The organism is Promicromonospora sp. Marseille-Q5078, from assembly GCF_050315395.1.
In the GTDB taxonomy this organism is placed as follows: Bacteria; Actinomycetota; Actinomycetes; order Actinomycetales; family Cellulomonadaceae; genus Isoptericola.
In genome coordinates this window covers 2,314,900-2,328,646 of the sequence record NZ_JBNPQG010000001.1, presented here as the reverse complement: position 1 = coordinate 2,328,646, position 13,747 = coordinate 2,314,900, and the positions used below count along the sequence as shown (strand labels likewise).

Sequence of the window (13,747 nt, the reverse complement as noted above, 5' to 3'; positions counted from 1 at the left end):
CCGGCGAGCGTGCGTCGGGACCCCTCCGGCATCCTCCGGCAGGGGCCGGCGCTCAGACCCCGAGCGCGCGGCGGAGCTCGTCCTCGCTGGCGTTGCCGCCGGAGCAGACGACGCCCACCCGGCGCCCCGCGAACGCCGCGGGACGGGTGAGGACGGCGGCCAGCGCCGCGGCGCCGGCGCCCTCGGCGACCGTGCGCGCGCCCGTGAGGTACGCCCGCTGCGCGGCGGCGATCGCGTCGTCGTCCACCAGCAGGAAGTCGGCGAGGCGCTCGCGCAGCACCGCCTGCGTGAGCGCGAAGCCGCACCCGACGGCGAGGCCCTCGGCCCGCGTGGTGTTGGCGGCGGTGCGCAGCTCGCCGGCCCGCCACGAGTCGTGGGCCGCCGGGGAGGCGGCCGCCTGCACGGCCACGACGCGCAGCCCGGGGGCCAGCGCCGCGGCCACGAGACAGGCCGCCGCGGCGCCGGAGCCGCCGCCCACCGGCACCACGAGGACGTCGAGGTCGGGCGCCTGCTCCAGCAGCTCCAGGGTGGCGGTGGCCACCCCGGCGACGAGCACCGGCTCGTTGGCGGCGCCCACGAGCCTCGCCCCGCCCGCGGCGGCCAGCTCGCCGGCTCGGGCGCGGGCGTCGTCGAACGTGTCGCCGTGCAGGACGACGTCGGCACCCAGGTCGCGGACCGCACGCTCCTTCAGCGGGTTCGGGTGGCGCGGCATGACGATCGTGCAGCCGGTACCCGTGCGTCGTGCGGCGTGCGCGAGCGCCTGGGCGTGGTTGCCCGTGGAGTAGGCGACGATCCCCCGCCGACGCTCCTGGTCGTCGAACCCGAGCAGGAGGTTGAGCGCCCCGCGCACCTTGAAGGCACCGGTGTGCTGCAGGTTCTCGTGCTTGACGACGAGGGTCGCCCCGTCGGCACCGGCCGCGGCGGCGGCGCGGTCGAGCTCCGGGTGGCGCAGCGCGGGGGTGCGCACGACGAGCCCGTCGATCCGGCGGGCCGCGGCAAGCACGTCGCGCATCGTCGGGGGCTCCGGCACGGCGGTCGCGGGGGGCGAGGTCGTCATCACCCCAGGATCGCCGCGCGGCGACTGATAGGTCTAATGCCTGTTCCGACTGCTCCCCATCGAAGGCATCGATGCGTGGCCGTAGGCTGGCGTCGTGTCCGTCGAACCCGTTCCCCCGCCCCACCTGGACCTCACCCGCCTGCGCGTGCTGGCCGCCGTCGCCCGCACCGGCTCGGTGACCGCCGCGGCGCGCGAGCTGCACTACGCCCAGCCGTCGGTGAGCCACCACCTGGCCCGCCTCGAGGCGGAGGCCGGGATCCCCCTGCTGCAGCGGGCGGGCCGCGGCGTCCGGCTCACCGAGGCGGGCCGGCTGCTGGCGGCACGGGCCGAGGAGATCCTCGGCCGGGTCGAGGGCGCGCGCCGCGAGCTCGACGCGCTCGCCGGGCTGCGCGCCGGGCGGGCCCGGCTGGCCGCGTTCCCGTCCGCGCTGGCGACCCTCGTCCCGACCGCCGTCGCCGGCCTGCGGGCCGCGCATCCCGGCCTGGGCGTCGGGCTGGTCGAGGCGGAGCCGCCCGAGGCGGTCGCCGCCCTGCAGGCAGGGGACGTCGACGTCGCCCTCGTCTTCCGGCACACGGACTCCCCGCACGCCCGGCCCGCCATGGACCTGTCCCGCTTCGAGTCCACGGTGGTGCACGAGGAGCCCGTCGCCCTCGTGCGTCGCGCGGCCGACGGGGCGACGGCCGGCGACGCCCCGCCGCCACTGGCCGACCTGCGCGACGCGGCGTGGATCGCGGGCTGCGAGCGGTGCCGCGCCGACCTCGTGGCCCGGTGCGCGACCGCCGGCTTCGTGCCCCGCATCGCGTTCGAGACCGACGACTACGTGGCCGTGCAGGCCCTGGTCGCGTCGGGCGCCGGGGTGAGCCTGCTGCCGTCGCTGGCGCTGCGGGCGCACCGCAACCCCGACGTCGTCGTCCAGCACCTGCCCGGCGCGACCCGGCAGGTCCTCGCCCTCACCGTGGGCGCGCCCACCCCGGCGGCGCACGCCCTCGTCGAGCGGCTCGTCGAAGCGGGCGAGGCCGCGCGCGACTAGCGTGGTGGCGTGCCTCCGCAGCTGCCCGCCGGGCTGCCGCCATGGCTCGCGGGATGGCTCGACGGGTGGTGGGCCACCACCGACTACGACGTCGCCCGCGAGGTGCTGCAGCGCGGCGTCGGCGCGCTGCTGTGCCTGGCGTTCGTCCAGGCGCTCGGGCAGTTCCGGCCGCTGCTCGGGGAGCGGGGTCTGCTGCCCGTGCCGCGGTTCACCGCGCGCGTCCGGTTCCGGGACGCGCCGTCCCTCTTCCACGCGCGCTACTCCGACCGGCTCCTGGTCGTCGTGGCGGGCCTCGGGGCCGCGGGCGGCGCGGCCCTCGTCGTCGGGCTGCCGCAGGCCGGGCCGTGGTGGGTCCCGACGCTCGTCCTCCTCGCGCTGTGGGCGGCCTACCTGTCGATCGTCTCCGTGGGCCAGCGCTTCTACGCCTTCGGCTGGGAGACGCTGTTGTGCGAGCTCGCGTTCCTCGCGGCGTGGTTCGGCTCCCCCGCCGTCCCCGTGCCGTTCCTCCTGGTGCTGGCCGCCCGCTGGTTGCTGTTCCGGCTGGAGCTGGGCGCCGGGCTCATCAAGTGGCGCGGGGACCCGGCGTGGCGCGACCTCACCGCCCTCGACTACCACCACGAGACGCAGCCCATGCCCGGACCGTTCAGCTGGCACGCGCACCACCTGCCGCGCTGGTGGCACCGCACCGAGGTCGTGGGCAACCACGTGAGCCAGCTGCTCGTGCCGTGGCTGCTGTGGCTGCCGCAGCCGTTCCCGAGCGTCGCCGGCGGCGTGGTCGTGCTCACCCAGGGGTGGCTGGTGCTCACCGGCAACTTCGCGTGGCTCAACTGGGCCGCCATCGTGGTCGGCGCCGCCATGGTCTCCGACGGCGTGTGGCACGCCCTGCTCGGCGGGCTCGCCCCTGGCGCGGCCGCGAGCGCCGGCGCCGTGCTCCCTCCCGCGCCGCCCTCCGTGCCCCTCGGGTACCTCGTGGCGGCGACGCTCGTCGCCCTCGTCCTCGCGGCGCTGTCGGTGCGGCCCGCGCTCAACCTCGCCTCGCGGCACCAGCGGATGAACGCGAGCTTCGAGCCGCTGCGCCTGGTCAACGCCTACGGGGCGTTCGGCAGCGTCACCCGCCACCGGGACGAGGTGATCGTGGAGGGCACGCTGGCCGACCGTCCGGGCCCGGACGACTGGCGCGAGTACGGGTTCCGCGGCAAGCCGGGCGACGTGCGGCGACGGCCGCCGCAGGTGGCCCCCTACCACCTGCGCCTCGACTGGGTGCTGTGGTTCGTTCCGCTGGGCGCCTCGGGGCCCTGGATCGCGCGGCTGTGCGAGCGGCTGCTGGAGGCGGACCCGGCCGTGCTGCGCCTGCTGCGGGAGGACCCGTTCGACGGCGCCCCGCCGCGCTGGGTGCGGATGCGACTGTTCCGCTACCGGTACACGACGCCCGCCGAGCGCCACCGCTCCGGCGACTGGTGGGTACGCCGCGAGCTGGAGACGATCGTCGACCCCGTCCGGCTCTCCGACGGCGGCGGCCTCACCCGCGGCGGGCCTGCCGCAGGTACTTCCACCCCACCGCGAGGCCGCTGACGAGCAGGGCGAGGCCGAGCACGATCATCGCGACGACAGCAGGCCAGGCCAGCTCGGGCGGCACGCGAAGGGCGAGGAACCACGACGGCTCGACGTCGTCGGCCCCGACTCCCGCGCGCAACATGACTGCCGGAACGGCCCGGGGAGCCCGCCGGATCGGGGGCGGCCGGGGGACACCCGGACGTCGCGGCGCGACCGGTGCGCGGCGAGGACCGCGGGTGCCGGTCCGGAGCGCCAGCAGGAGCTCCGGGGCCGTCGCGTCGAGGCGTCCGACTCCCCCGACACGGGAGACGTGGTGGCGGACGTCAAGCGGCAGATCTACGGCTCCGTCGATCTCCTCGCGAGCGACGAGGTCGCCCCGCTGTTCCGCGCACTCGTCGCCGAGGCGCAACGGGACCCCGACGTCGCCGCCTCGCTCGTCGAGCGCTTCGCTGCCGCCCGCGCCATGGGTCAGGTCGCCGCGGACGCCGACCTCGGCCTCGCGCCCCGCGTTTGAGCCCGGCACCTGAGCCCGGCGCACCGACCGTCCCGGGATTGCCACCCGTCGTCCGCGCGTGCCACGATGCCCAGCAACCGGTTTCTCATCGCCGAGGACCGACCGGGTCAGCGCTGACCCACCGACCCCAGGAGGCAACGTTGCCCGCAGCACAGAAGAGTCCCGTCCCCGCATCGCGCCCCCGCAGGACCTCGGCCATGCCGCGCCGGGCCGTCCTCGCACTTCCCGGGGCGGTCGCCCTCGGGGCGGTCCTGGCCGGCGCCCCGGCGGCGTCGGCGGCGACCGCACGGCGTCCCCGGCCTGCCGGGTGCGCCCGCATCGTGGTGGCCACCGACGGGTCGGGCGACGCCGCCACGATCCAAGAGGCCGTCGACCTGGCCCCCGCCGGCTCCACGGAGCGTGTCGAGATCGTCATTCGCCCCGGCACCTACCACGGCCGCGTCGATGTCGGCGCGGACCGGACCAACCTCGCGTTCCTCGGGTCCACGGGCGACCCGGAGGACGTGATCATCACCGACGACCGCGCTGCCGGGACCGTGAAGCCGGACGGCAGCACGTGGGGCACCACCGGCAGCGCGACGGTGACGATCTCCGGAGCTGGCTTCAGCGCCTCCGCCGTGACCTTCGAGAACGCCTTCGACGAGGCGGCGCACCCGGAGCTCTCCGGCCACCAGGCCGTGGCCGTCAAGACCCGCGCCGACCGGGTCGTCTTCGACCAGGTCCGGTTCCTCGGCAACCAGGACACCCTCTACCTCGACACCCCGGCGGCGGACGTGCCCTCGCGCGTGTACGTGACACGCTCCTACGTCGAGGGTGACGTCGACTTCATCTTCGGCCGCGCGACCGCCGTCATCGAGGACTCGACGATCAAGGCGCTCTGGCGCGACAGCGACCCCGACGGTTACGTGTTCGCGCCGAGCACCTCGAGCGCGTTCTCCCACGGATTCCTCGCGACCGGGTGCAGGTTCGTCACCACCGCAGACGACGGGTCCTACTTCCTGGGCCGCCCGTGGCACCCGAGCAGCAACCCCGACACCGACCCTCGAGTGGTCGTGCGCGACTCGTGGCTCGGCGCGCACGTCAAGGGCGACGACCCGTGGACGACGATGTCCGGCTTCGACTGGTACGAGGGCAGCAACGCCGAGTACCGCAACGTGGGCCCCGGCGCCGCCCACGGCGGGCAGCCGAACCCTGAGCGCCCACAGCTGTCCCGTGAGGAGGCCCGCGCCCACACGGCGAGCGCCTACCTCTCCGGCGACGACGGCTGGGCACCTCAGCGCGACCGCGGGCACGGCAGTCGCGGACGGAAGGACTGAAGGACTGAAGGAACGCAGCGCGGCCCCGCCAGGACCGGTGAGACCAGGTCCCGGCGGAGCCGCGCTGCGTCGCCGTCAGACCAGCGAGTCCTGCCAGGCGGCGTTGAGGGCAGCGTAGTGCCCGTCCCCGGCCGCGAGCTCGTCCGGTGTGCCGTCCTCGATGACGCGGCCGTGCTCCATGACGAGCACGCGGTCCGCGATCGCGACGGTGGACAGGCGGTGGGCGATGATGATCGCCGTCCGGTCGGACAGCAGGGTCTGCAGGCCGTGCTGCACGAGCCGCTCGCCCGGGATGTCGAGCGAGCTCGTGGCTTCGTCGAGCACGAGCACCGCCGGGTCGGCGAGGAAGGCCCGCGCGAACGACAGCAGCTGCCGCTGGCCGGACGACACCCGCCCGCCGCGCTTGTTCACGTCGGTGTCGTACCCGTCGGGCATGTCCATGATGAACTCGTGCGCCCCGACCGCCCGGGCCGCGGCCTCGATGTCCGCCTGCGGGGCGCCCGGGCGCCCGAGGGCGATGTTCTCCCGCACCGACCCGCTGAACAGGTACGCCTCCTGGGTCACCATGACGACGGCCCTGCGCAGGTCGGTGGTCGTCAGGTCGCGCACATCCACCCCGTCGAGCTCCACCCGGCCCTCGCTCGCGTCGTAGAACCGCGTGACGAGCTTGGCGAGCGTGGACTTGCCCGCACCCGTCGTGCCGACCAGCGCGACGGTCTGCCCCGCCGGGACGGTGAGGTCCAGGTCGGGCAGCACGACGGGCCCGTCGCCGTAGCGGAAGGTGACGTCCGCCAGCCGCAGGGCGCCGCGCGCGTGCGGGAGCGCGACGGGACGGCGCGGCTCGACGACCGTGGGCTCCTCGGACAGCAGGCCCGACACCTTCTCCAGCGCCGCCGTGGCGGACTGGAAGGAGTTGTAGAAGTTGCCCAGCTGCTGGATGGGCTGGAAGAACCGCTTCACGTACAGCAGGGTGGCGACGAGCACGCCGACGTCGAGCGAGCCCTGCACCACGCGCCACCCGCCGACTCCCAGCGCCGCCGCGACCGCGATGTTGCCGATGAGGACCAGCCCGGGCTGGTAGCGGCCGTTGAGGCCCATCGTCCTGAGGTTCGCGTCGCGGTACTGCTCGTTCAGGCTCCCGTACTCCGCCTCCGTGGTGGACTCGCGGCGGAACGCCTGCACCGCCCGCATGCCCGTCATCGTCTCGACGAACTTCACGATGAGCCGCGCGGAGGTGGTGCGCTGCTGGCGGTAGAACAGCTGGGAGTGCTTCTGGAACCAGCGCGTGAGCAGCCAGGCCGGGATCAGGGCGGCGGCGAGCACCAGGCCCGACTGCCAGTCGAGCAGGAACAGCCCCACCCCGGTGAAGATCATGAGCATCAGGGACGAGACGACCCCGGTGAGGCCGCCGTCGAGCAGCTCGCGCAGTGCCTCGAGGTCGGACGTCTGGCGGCTGATGATGCGCCCCGACGTGTACGACTCGTGGAACTCCAGGGAGAGCAGCTGGGTGTGCCGGAACACCCGGCGGCGCAGGTCGAGCAGCACCCCCTGGGCGATGCGGGCGGCCTGCCGCACGTACGCGCCGGCGCACACGCCGCCGACCACGGCGGCGACCAGGTAGGCCGAGCCGACCAGCACGAGGGTGCCGACGTCCCCGTCCATGAGGTCCGGGACGGCGGAGTCGATCGCGACGGACACCAGCCACGGGCCTGCCACCTGGCCGAGGGTGGAGAGCACGACCAGGAGGCCCGCGACGCCGAGCGCACCCCGGCGCGGCCGGAGCATCTCTCCCAGCAGGAGCATCGAGCGGGACCGGACGGCGCGCGACGTCTCCTTGTCGAGTCGGGTGGCGTCGTCCGCGTCCGCGTCCGTGGGGCGACGACGTTCCTCGGGCAGGGGCTCGGCCAAGGGCTCGGGCAGGGGCTCCGCCGCGGGGTCGGGTGACGCGGGACCGGGTGCGGGCGTGCTGGGGCGGCTCACCGCTGGACCTCCTGGGTCTGGGCCTGCTCGGACTCTCGCTGCTCGAGATCTCTCTGCTCGGAGTGCTCGGGGCTCTCCTCCCAGTCCTGCTCGAGGCTGGAGATGACGTGCCGGTAGTGGGCGTCGGTGGCCAGCAGGTCGCTGTGCGTGCCGACGGCCGTGATGCGCCCGTCCTGCAGCACCGCGACGCGGTCCGCGAGCGCCACGGTGGACGGACGGTGCGCGATGACGAGGCTGGTGGTGCCGGCGAGGACGTCGCGCAGGCGGCTGGTCACGGCCTCCTCGGTGGCGACGTCGAGCGCCGACAGGGGGTCGTCGAGCACCAGCACGGCGGGCCGGGCGGCGATCGCCCGGGCCAGCGCCAGGCGCTGCCGCTGCCCGCCGGACAGGGACAGCCCCTCCTCGCCGATCTTCGTCTCGACACCGTCGGGCAGGTCGGCGACGAACCCCGCCTGCGCCACCTCGACGGCCTCGTGGAGGCGGCGCTCCCGCTCGGCCTCGGGCACGGCGTCGGGGCCGGCCTCCGGGACGCCCAGGAGCACGTTGTCCCGCACCGACGCGGAGAACAGCGTGGGGTCCTCGAAGGCGACCGCGACGGCCCGGCGCACGTCGTTGCGGCGCATGCTGCGCACGTCGACGCCGTCGAGCAGCATGGCGCCGCCGGTGACGTCGAAGATGCGCGGCACGACCATCGCCAGGGTGGACTTGCCCGAGCCGGTGAGCCCCACGAGCGCGGTGGTGGTGCCGACGGGCAGCTCGAGGTCGACGTGCTCGAGCACGGGGTGCGCGGAGTCCTCGTAGCGGAAGCTCACGTCACGCAGCTCCACGTGGCCGCGGGGCGCCCCCGCCTGCACCGGGTCGGCCGGGTCGGCGAGCGGGTTCGGGGTCTCCATGACCTCGAAGAAGCGGTCTACGGCGGTGCGGGCGTTGAGCGTCATCGACAGTGTCATGCCGAGGTCGACCACGGGGCCGTTGATCACGGCGGCCGTGAGGAAGAAGGCGACGAGGCTGCCGAGCGTGACCTGCCCCTGGGCGGCCAGCACCGACCCGAGCACGAGGCAGACGGCGAGCGTGATCTCCGGGATGAGCTGGAGCGACGTCGTGACCGTGGCTTGGTTGCCCGCCTTGCGGATCTCGGTCTGGCGGAGCTCCTCGGCCTGGTCGGTGAACGAGTCGAGGGCGTCGCGCCCCCGGCCGAACGCCTTGAGCACGCGGATCCCGTGCACGGACTCCTCGACGGTGGTGGCGAGGTCGCCCGACTGGTCCTGCGAGAGGCGTGCGATCACGCGGTAGCGGCGCGAGAAGCGGAAGGCGATCACCGTCACGGGGATGGCACCGGCGAGGTACACGAGGCCGAGCCAGCCCGCGGTGCTGAGCAGGATCGCGACGCCGACCACGATCGTCACGACGCTCACGACGAGCTGCAGCAGGCCGAACACCAGCCAGCGGCGCAGCAGCCCGAGGTCGCCCATGACGCGGCTGAGGAGCTGGCCGCCCGGCCACCGGTCGTGGAACGCGACGGGCAGGTCCTGCAGGTGGCGGAACAGCGCCATCCGCATCACTGCCTCGATCCGCGTGCCCGGGTACATCACGAGGTTGCGGCGCAGCAGGACGAGGCCGGCCTCGGCGACGCCCAGCAGGAGGACCGCGACCAGCGGCACCACGAGAGCGCCCAGGTCGTGGGCCGCAGCGCCGTCCGCGAGCGGCCCCTCCACCAAGGCCTGCAGGACGCGCGGGATCGCGAGCGCGGCGAGGCTGGCGCCCAGCGCGGAGAACAGGCCGCCCACGAGCCGCGGCACCGCCGGCTTGACGTAGGGGTACAGCCGGCGCACGGAGGCGAGCGTGGAGAGCTCGGACCCCGCGGGCGCGGGCGGGCCGGGCGGCCCGGAGGACCGGCCCGGCGGGGTGCCGGTCGCGGCGGGGCGGCGCGGTGCGGAGGAGGCGGAGCTCCTCCTGGGACTGTCGGAGGGATCGGCGCTGCTGGCGCCTCGGCTGCTGCTGCGCGAAGTGCGCGTCGTGTCGGGCATCACACCTATTCTGTCACTCGCCCCCGACATCCTTGCCCCGGTCACCCGGCACGTCGCGTCGGCGGGACACCGCTTACCCCCGGCGGGGCGCCGCGGCATCCCGCCGGAACGGCCCGGGCTCAGCCGACGACGGCCCCCGCGCCGCGGCGCCCCGGGGCGTCGTCCGCGGCGCCGGTCTGGTCGAAGAACGCCAGCTCGTGCTCGCAGGCCTCCTGGAACGCCCGCGCCATCCGGGCCCGCGTGGTCGGCGGGGCGGCCCCGGCGACCCGGCGCAGGATCGCGACGGCCTGCGCCGTGGCCTGCGCGAAGGCGTCGTCCGCGTACGTGCCCAGCCACGCCGAGTACGGGTGGTCCGCGTGGTCCCGGGCGGCGAGGCGCTCCCCCACGTCCTGATAGATCCAGTAGCAGGGCAGGACGGCGGCCACCAGCGTCGCGTAGTCGTCGCCGGCCGCACGCAGGTGCTCCAGGTAGGCCGCGGTCGTCGGGCTGGCGGGCACGTCCTGCGGCTCCCCGCCCAGCCACCGCGTGTGCAGGTCCAGCTCGGTCACGAGCGCGCCGTGCGCGCCGCCCGCCCAGAACGCCTGCTCCGCCCGGGTCGGCGCGAGCTCGCTGGCGCGGGCGAGGCAGCGCGCGTACTCGCGCAGGTAGATCGCGTCCTGCTCCAGGTAGGCGCGGAAGTGCCCGGCACCCAGCGAGCCGTCGCCGAGCGCGCGCACGAACGACAGGTCGTCGATCGCGCCGCGCACGCCCGCCACGTCGTCCCACCACCGGGCGACGAGCTCGTCGCCCGCGCGGTCGTCCCCGGGCGTGGGCCCCGCCGGCCGCGACGCGCCCGGCGGCGTACTGCCCGCCAGGTGGTCCACCGGGCCGTGCCCGCCGCCCACCGCGAGCGCCTCCCCCGCCCGGATGGCCGCCGTCAGCCACGCCTTCGTGCCGCGCAGCGCCTCGGCCCAGTCGCCGGTCCGGACGAACCGCGCCGCGAGCCCGCTGGACAGCGAGCAGCCGGTGCCGTGCGTCGCGCGGGTGGGCACGCGCTCCCCGGCGAGCTCGACGAGCACCCCGTCCGGGCCGACGAGCGCGTCCGGGGCGCCCCCGCCCGCGAGGTGCCCGCCCTTGGCCACGACGAGCACCCCGTGCCGGGCGGCGAGGCGGCGCGCCTGCTCGAGGGCGGCCGGCCAGCCGGGGGCGACCGGCTCCCCGGCCAGGACGGCGAGCTCGGGCAGGTTCGGGGTCACGACGTCGACCTGCCCGAGCATGTCCCGCACGGCGCGCTCCGCCGCCGGGTCGAGGAGCCGGTCGCCGCTGGTGGCCACCATCACCGGGTCCAGCACGACCGCCGGCCGCACGGTGGTCGCCCCCCGCGGCAGGCCGTCGAGCCAGGCGCCCACCGCCTCGGCGACGGGCGCCGAGGCGAGCATGCCGATCTTCACCGCGTCGATCGCCACGTCGTCGGCCACCGCGTCGAGCTGGGCGGCGAGGAACGCGGGCGGCGGCACGTGCACGTCCCGCACACCGTGCGTGTTCTGCGCCGTGAGCGCGGTGAGCGCGGCCATCCCGTACCCGCCGGCCGCGGCGACCGACTTCAGGTCGGCCTGGATCCCGGCACCGCCGGACGGGTCGGAGCCCGCGACCGCGAGCACGCGGGGCCGGCTGGGGACGGCGGCCGACCACGAGGAGCGGGCAGAGGAGCGGGCAGAGGTGCCGGCGCTGCCGGCGGAGCTGTCGTGAGGTGCGCGCGCACTCATGTCGACATCCCTTCGCTAGTGCGAGCTAGATCAGGTTCGACGGGTGTGATCTCAGCGGCCCGACGCCGACCGTGGCCGGCGACGTCGGGTCGCACCCCGTGTCGTCGCGCCACGCTAGCCCAGCGCGGACGACGACGCCGGGCGGGTCCGGCGCGCGCGTCGCGACGGGGGCGGCGGCGGGACGGGAACGGGGACGCGGGCGGGAGGGGGCCGCCGGAGGGCGCGCGATAGGGTGACCCGGTGCCCGTGGTCCTCCGTCGTGCGCGCGAGCTCCTCGTCGCCGGTACGACGCTCAGCATCGCGGCCGCCGCCCACCTCCTGGCCGGCGGCACGCTCCCCGGGGCACCCCTCGCCTGGCTCGTCGTCATGGCCCTCACCGCCCCGCTCGCGGTGTGGACCGCACGCCGCCGGCTCACCCTCCGCCGCCTGCTGCCCGCCATGGTCGCGCTGCAGCTGGTGCAGCACTCCGCCCTGGAGCTCCTCGGCACGACCCGGACGGCCGGTCCGGCCGGGACCGGTGCCGTGGGACTCGCGGGCCACGCGGGCCACGCCGGGCACGACCTGGGGCCCGGCTCCCTGCCGCCCGCGACCGGCACGGCCGCGCACCTGCACCACGCGGACGGGGGCGGTGCAGCGACCTGGATGCTCGCCGCGCACGCCGCGGCCGTCCTCGTCACGGCCCTGCTGCTCGCGGCGGGCGACCGGGCGGCACAGAACGTCCTGACCCACCTGCGGCACGTGGCGGTGCTCGTGCAGGGCCCGCCCGCGCTGCCGGTGCCCCGCCGGGCCGCCGTCGTCACCGGCCGCACCTGGCGTCCCCGGCCCGGGGACGCCGTCCGACGCCCGCCGGTGCGCGGGCCCCCGCTGCTCCAGGCCGCCCTCGTGCGCGCCGCCTGAACCTGCCCCGGTCCGACGTCGGACGGGGGCGGGCCCCTCGTCGTCCCCGACCGTCAGACCCACGGAGCAGACACCCATGCCCACGACCACCCGTTCCTCCCTCCCCCGCGCGCGCCGCCTCGCGGGGGCCGCGGCCCTCGCCGTGCCCGCCCTCGTGCTGGGCGCGGGCGCCGCGTCCGCGCACGTCACCGTGACACCGGACTCGGCAGAGGCCGGCGCATACGCCACCCTGACCTTCAAGGTCCCCAACGAGTCCGCCGACGCGTCCACCACCGCCGTGAAGGTCGACCTCCCGCAGGACTCCCCGTTCACCAGCGTGTCCGTCGAGCCCGTGCCCGGCTGGACCGCGAAGGTCACCCAGGCCCCGCTCGACGAGCCCGTCGAGGTGCACGGCACGAAGGTCACCGAGGCTCCCGCGAGCGTCGAGTGGACCGCCGACGGCCCCGACGCCGCCATCGCCCCCGGGGAGTTCCTCCGCTTCACGGTGTCCGCGGGCGCCGTGCCCGACGGGGTCGACGCCATCTCCCTCCCGGCGACGCAGACCTACTCCGACGGCGAGGTCGTCGCGTGGGACGACGAGACCACCGGCGACGCGGAGCCCGAGCACCCCGCGCCCGTGCTGCAGGTCGTCCCGGCCGCGGGCGACGACGCGCACGGCACGACGTCCGGCACGGCGTCCGGCGCTGCGCAGGCCGCGGGCGACGACGGGAGCGCCGGCGGCGACTCCGACAGCACCCTGCCCCTCGCGCTCGGGGCGGCCGGCCTCGGGCTCGGCCTGGTGGGCGCGGCGACGGGCGTCGCGGCCCTCGTCCGCACGCGCGCCCGGACGGAGCAGCGGTGAGGGCCCGGCCGGCCCTCGCTCGGCGGTGGGCGGCTCGACGGTCGGGGGCTCGGAGGTCGGCCGTCGCGGCCCTCGCCGCGGTGGGCACGCTCGGCCTCGCCCTGGTCGGCGCCGTCGGCGCGGCGGCACCGGCGAGCGCGCACAACGTCGTCGTCGGCACGGCGCCCGCGACGGGCTCGACCGTCACGAAGGCGCCGGAGACGGTGGACGTCACGTTCGACGACGTGGTGCTCAACCTGTCGGCCGACGGCTCCAGCACGGTCGTCACCGTGACGGACCCGGACGGCACCGACCGTGCGACGGGATGCCCCACCTCGCAGGACCGCACGGTGTCCGTGCCGGTGAGCATGGGCGCGGCGGGCGAGTACACCGTCGACTGGCGCATCGTGTCCGCCGACGGCCACCCGACCAGCGGCGAGTTCACGTTCACCTACGACCCGCCCGAGGGCGCCGCGACGAGCGCCCCGCCCACCGGCGGCGCGACGCCCTGCGGCGCGTCCGCCGCGGCGGACGGCGGGACGGGCGCGAGCACCGGCGCCGGGACCAGCACGGGAACGAGCGCCGGGTCGAGCGACGGGGCGAGCGACGGCGGGGCGTCCGAGCTCGCCGTCGTGCTCGGCATCGCCGGCGGCGTCGTCGTGCTCGCGGGCGCGGCCGTGCTCGTGACGCTGCGCGTCGCGCGCCGGCGGGACTGACGCCGGACCGACACCACCGGAGCACCGCGGCGGCGCGGTCCGGCCTCGCGCCCGGCCGCGCCGCCGTCGCGTCCCCGGACGGCGGCGGCGC

At 76.2% G+C, this 13,747-nt stretch carries 11 protein-coding genes, 1 pseudogene and 1 riboswitch; of the genes and pseudogenes, 7 read left to right on the top strand and 5 right to left on the bottom strand.

Annotated elements, in window-relative coordinates; all coding sequences use genetic code 11:
* Window positions 1-52: 52 nt before the first annotated feature.
* Entirely contained in the window at window positions 53-1,057 is a 1,005-nt protein-coding gene (locus ACQFYA_RS10760) for a threonine ammonia-lyase (protein WP_499123913.1), read from the bottom strand.
* Between the two features lie 94 nt (window positions 1,058-1,151).
* Here ACQFYA_RS10760 and ACQFYA_RS10755 point away from each other — a divergent pair, with 94 nt between their 5' ends.
* Together ACQFYA_RS10755 and ACQFYA_RS10750 are read left to right on the top strand one after the other, a co-directional pair.
* The gene (locus tag ACQFYA_RS10755) at window positions 1,152-2,087 is read left to right on the top strand and encodes a LysR family transcriptional regulator (protein ID WP_499123909.1); all 936 of its coding nucleotides are present in this window, start codon (window positions 1,152-1,154) and stop codon (window positions 2,085-2,087) included.
* A gap of 9 nt (window positions 2,088-2,096) precedes the next feature.
* Window positions 2,097-3,659: a lipase maturation factor family protein gene (locus ACQFYA_RS10750; protein ID WP_499123907.1), complete on the top strand. Its 1,563-nt coding sequence runs from the start codon at window positions 2,097-2,099 to the stop codon at window positions 3,657-3,659.
* Here ACQFYA_RS10750 and ACQFYA_RS10745 read toward each other — a convergent pair.
* On the bottom strand, window positions 3,607-3,783 hold the full coding sequence (locus ACQFYA_RS10745; protein ID WP_499123905.1) for a hypothetical protein: 177 nt from the start codon (window positions 3,781-3,783) through the stop codon (window positions 3,607-3,609). The genes ACQFYA_RS10750 and ACQFYA_RS10745 overlap by 53 nt on opposite strands.
* A gap of 165 nt (window positions 3,784-3,948) precedes the next feature.
* On the opposite strand from ACQFYA_RS10745, the pseudogene ACQFYA_RS10740 reads away from it, so the two are divergent.
* Window positions 3,949-4,155, top strand: a pseudogene (locus ACQFYA_RS10740) (hypothetical protein); the annotation flags it as partial.
* A gap of 197 nt (window positions 4,156-4,352) precedes the next feature.
* Window positions 4,353-5,471, top strand: a complete 1,119-nt coding sequence (locus ACQFYA_RS10735; RefSeq protein WP_499123901.1) for a pectinesterase family protein — start codon at window positions 4,353-4,355, stop codon at window positions 5,469-5,471.
* A 75-nt stretch (window positions 5,472-5,546) separates the two neighbouring features.
* Here the strand turns inward: ACQFYA_RS10735 and ACQFYA_RS10730 are convergent, their stop codons facing one another.
* From ACQFYA_RS10730 to ACQFYA_RS10720, 3 genes are all read right to left on the bottom strand, one after another.
* A complete protein-coding gene (locus ACQFYA_RS10730) occupies window positions 5,547-7,367 on the bottom strand; it encodes an ABC transporter ATP-binding protein (protein WP_499127498.1) in 1,821 nt (606 codons plus the stop codon).
* Window positions 7,368-7,447: 80 nt separating this feature from the next.
* Window positions 7,448-9,478: an ABC transporter ATP-binding protein gene (locus tag ACQFYA_RS10725; protein WP_499123898.1), complete on the bottom strand. Its 2,031-nt coding sequence runs from the start codon at window positions 9,476-9,478 to the stop codon at window positions 7,448-7,450.
* Between the two features lie 119 nt (window positions 9,479-9,597).
* Window positions 9,598-11,223: a bifunctional hydroxymethylpyrimidine kinase/phosphomethylpyrimidine kinase gene (locus ACQFYA_RS10720; RefSeq protein ID WP_499123895.1), complete on the bottom strand. Its 1,626-nt coding sequence runs from the start codon at window positions 11,221-11,223 to the stop codon at window positions 9,598-9,600.
* A riboswitch (TPP riboswitch) is annotated at window positions 11,214-11,332 on the bottom strand. (Overlaps the previous gene by 10 nt.)
* A gap of 131 nt (window positions 11,333-11,463) precedes the next feature.
* Between ACQFYA_RS10720 and ACQFYA_RS10715 the strand changes: the two genes are divergently transcribed.
* The 3 genes from ACQFYA_RS10715 to ACQFYA_RS10705 all read left to right on the top strand — a co-directional run bounded on the left by ACQFYA_RS10715 (window position 11,464) and on the right by ACQFYA_RS10705 (window position 13,656).
* Window positions 11,464-12,120, top strand: coding sequence for a hypothetical protein (locus ACQFYA_RS10715; RefSeq protein WP_499123892.1), 657 nt, complete (start codon window positions 11,464-11,466; stop codon window positions 12,118-12,120).
* 76 nt (window positions 12,121-12,196) lie between these two features.
* Window positions 12,197-12,961: a YcnI family copper-binding membrane protein gene (locus tag ACQFYA_RS10710; RefSeq protein WP_499123891.1), complete on the top strand. Its 765-nt coding sequence runs from the start codon at window positions 12,197-12,199 to the stop codon at window positions 12,959-12,961.
* Complete coding sequence (locus tag ACQFYA_RS10705; RefSeq protein ID WP_499123889.1) at window positions 12,958-13,656, top strand: copper resistance CopC family protein; 699 nt, start codon at window positions 12,958-12,960, stop codon at window positions 13,654-13,656. Before ACQFYA_RS10710 ends, ACQFYA_RS10705 begins: the two co-directional genes overlap by 4 nt.
* The last annotated feature ends 91 nt before the right edge of the window (window positions 13,657-13,747 follow it).